At 76.2% G+C, this 3,156-nt stretch carries 1 protein-coding gene; it reads right to left on the reverse strand.

Annotation, left to right across the window (positions count from 1 at the left end):
* Positions 1–158: 158 nt before the first annotated feature.
* On the reverse strand, positions 159–3,156 hold a 2,998-nt coding region (locus ABD378_RS18220; protein WP_344521989.1), incomplete at its 5' end, for an FtsX-like permease family protein.

The raw sequence follows: 3,156 nt of genomic DNA on the forward strand, positions 1-3,156 counted from the left end.
CACCCACCCGATCACCCCGCAGCTCCCCCTGCCCGAACAGGCCTTTCCCACCCACCCGCCCGATTGCCCCGCGGTGCCAGGGGGTGGGTGGGTTGTCCGTACGGATGGGGGCGGGCGGGGAACGTACCCCCGCAACCCCAACCACCTCACAGCCCCCCTCACCCGTCCTCCCCCGCCCGCAAGACCCGCCCCAGATCCACCCGCCCCAAAACCCGCGCAACCCCACTCACCACCCCGCAGATCACCACCGTCACCCCACCCGCCACAAGCCACACCCGCCCCCACGGCACCTCCGTAAGCAGCCCGGGAAAGACCGGGGCGCCGTCCGCGTCCACCGTCACCACCGGCATGATCACCGCGGCGAGCCCCGCCCCGAGTCCCGTGCCCAGGAGCGCCGCCACCCCCGCGAGCGCCAACTGCTCCGTCCACAAGTACGCGGCGAGCTGCCCCCTCCGTACCCCCAGCGCCCTCAGCAGCGCGAACTCCCGCCCCCTCGCCCGCGCCGAAAGCACCGTATGCAGCGTGAAGGCGATGACGGCGAACGCCGGTGCCAGTGCGAGGCAGAGCCAGAGGCCTCCGCGTGCCCCGCGGCGCAGCGGATCCTCGCCGAGCGACACGCGCGCGTGCGGCACGTCCACCGCGGTTCCGAGCCCAGGGCGGGCCCGCACCGCCTCCCAGGCGGCCGTCGCGTCGCCCCGCGCCGTCCCCGCCCACCACGCACTCTCCGGCCCCGGCAACGCCCCGCTCAGCACCAACTGCGCAGCCATGGCCCGCGAGTCGGCCAGCAGTCGCGGCCGGTCGCGTGCGACGCCGGGCACCGCCGCGATCCGCCCGACGATCCTCAGCCGCACGCTGCCCCCCGTACTCCGCCGCACCGTCACGACGTCCCCGACCCGTACCGCCCCGGAGTCCAGCAGCGCACGGTCGGCGAGAGCGGGCGCCGCGGGGCGCCCCTTGGCGCTGTCCGTGCCGAGCCGGACGTTCCACGTCGGGTACTTGAGCCGCGTGTCGGGGCCCCGAAGCACCGCGTCGAGCAGCACTCCGCCCGCTCCGGGCCGGTCCCCGCAGAGCACAGGCCCAGGCGCCTCCCCCACCGCCCCGCGCGGCCGCTCAGCCCCGGGGCACCCCGCCCCGTACCGGTCCGGCGCGTCCTCCCGGAGGTCGCGCCAGTCGGCGTTCTGGGTGAGCCCCGGCACCCCGTCGACACGGAGCCGGTAGGTGCGCCGCACCGTCTCGCCCGCCATGCTCAGGTCGATCTGCAGGATCCGCACGCCCCCGCTCCGTACCGGCACCTTCAGCGGCACCGCTCGACGGCCATCTGCCTGACCACCATCTGCCTGACGACCATCTTCTTTAAGAAGGACCGCACTTGAGTGGACGAGGCCGTCATCGTCCTCGAAGAAGACAGTCAGCCGGACCGGCACAGGGCGACCGGGGCCGTCCGCGGACAGCCTCACCCGGAGCGGGAGTTCACGTGCGGGACGAGCGCCGCCGACGGCAAGCCCGTGCGGCGGAACGTGCTTTCCCAGCGGCGCGACAAGCTCCCGCACGGGCTGATCGGCGAGGTCCGCCCGCAGTGAAGGCACCGGACCGCGCCGGGTGTTGACCGCGGTGACGGCCACCGCGTCCTGTCCGATGTAGCCCTCCGTGGTCACCACGGGAGTGACCGCAGCCACCCCCGGCAGCGCGCCGTAGATCGTGCGCCGCTCCCCGGCTGGCACACCCTCCCCCGGTTCGATGCGCAGGTCGGCGCCCACCTGGAAGGCGGCCTGGTCCCGGTCCCCCCGGTCGAGGATGGCAAGGGCGGTGCTGCTCAGGGCCGCGACGGCCAGGGCCAGCGTCACCACCAGGGCGGGCCCCGCGTGCCGCGCCGCGCGCCGCCCGATCTGCCATCCGCCGAGCGGCAGCACGAACCCCCTGCCCCGCCGGGCGAGCGGGTCGATGGCCCGCGTCAGGAACGGCAACAGGCGCAGCACGAGCAGCGCGGCCGCGGTGGTCATCACCACGGGCGCGAACACGAGCACCGGGTCGACGCCGTCACCGGTCACCGGCGACCGGTACTGCCGCAGTTGCAGCCACCCGATGACGGCCACCGCCCCCAGCGCCACATCGGCCCCGACCCGCTGCGCTCCCGCGAACCTCCCCACCCGCAGGCGAAGGCGGCTCACCGCCTGCCGGTCCCGCACCACCCGCACCGTGGGCAGCAGCACAGCGCACCCGTGCACCACGACGGCGAAGGCGGCGCCCACCCACGCGGCGCCGGTCGCGGCCGCGTCCGGCATCCCGCCGTGCAGCAGCCCCGCCCCTTCGAGCAGCCGCAGCAGCGGCCCCGCGAGGAAGGGCGCGGCGACCCCCACAGGAAGGGCGACCACCGCCCAATGCACCCCGGTCGACACCACGAGCCGCCGCGTCCCCGCGCCCCTGGCGGCCAGCAACGCCAGCTCCGGGCGCCGGTGTTCGGCGAGCTGGCGCCCTGTGAGCACCAGGGCCGCGACCGCGAGGGCGGCGAGCAGCGTGGCGGGGACGTAGAGCCCCGCGCGGGCCACGGCGATGGGCGTGGTCAGCCGGTCGAGCGCTCTGCGCAGCCCCGCCGACACGGTCAGGTCGGCCTCGGGATCCTTCCCCCGCAGCACCGAGAGCGAGGCATCGCTGCCGCCGAACTTCCGGGCCCGCTCCGTCAGCGGCCCGATGTCCCCGAGCCGCAGCCCCCGCGCCTCGGGCACACCGAGCCACAGCGCGCCCGCGTCCTTCGCGAGCCCCGGCCGCGCCGTGAACGCGCCGCGCGGCACGAGCGCGACGGAGTCGGCCGTACCGAACGTACTGCTCAGGCCCGCCCAGACCGCGGGCGCGCGCCCCTCGGTCGCGTAGAGCCCGACGACCCGCATCCGCACCAGCCGCTCACCGGCGCCGCGCACGACCACATCGTCACCGGTCCGCACCGCGAGCTCGGCGGCGAACGCCCGGGTCAGCACGGTCTCCGTCACGCCACCGGACGAGCCGCCGGAGCCACCGGGGCCGCCGCGCGGCCACCGGCCCGCCACCAGGCCGGCGTGGGCCCTGGCCCCTTCCAGGGCGACCACGGACATGGTGGCGTCCTCGCGGCGACGGCCCCCCGCTTCCGTCACGGCGAGCTCGTCGTTGCGCGCCGCGGGCGCC

It is taken from the genome of Streptomyces rectiviolaceus (assembly GCF_039533825.1).
GTDB lineage: Bacteria > Actinomycetota > Actinomycetes > Streptomycetales > Streptomycetaceae > Streptomyces > Streptomyces rectiviolaceus.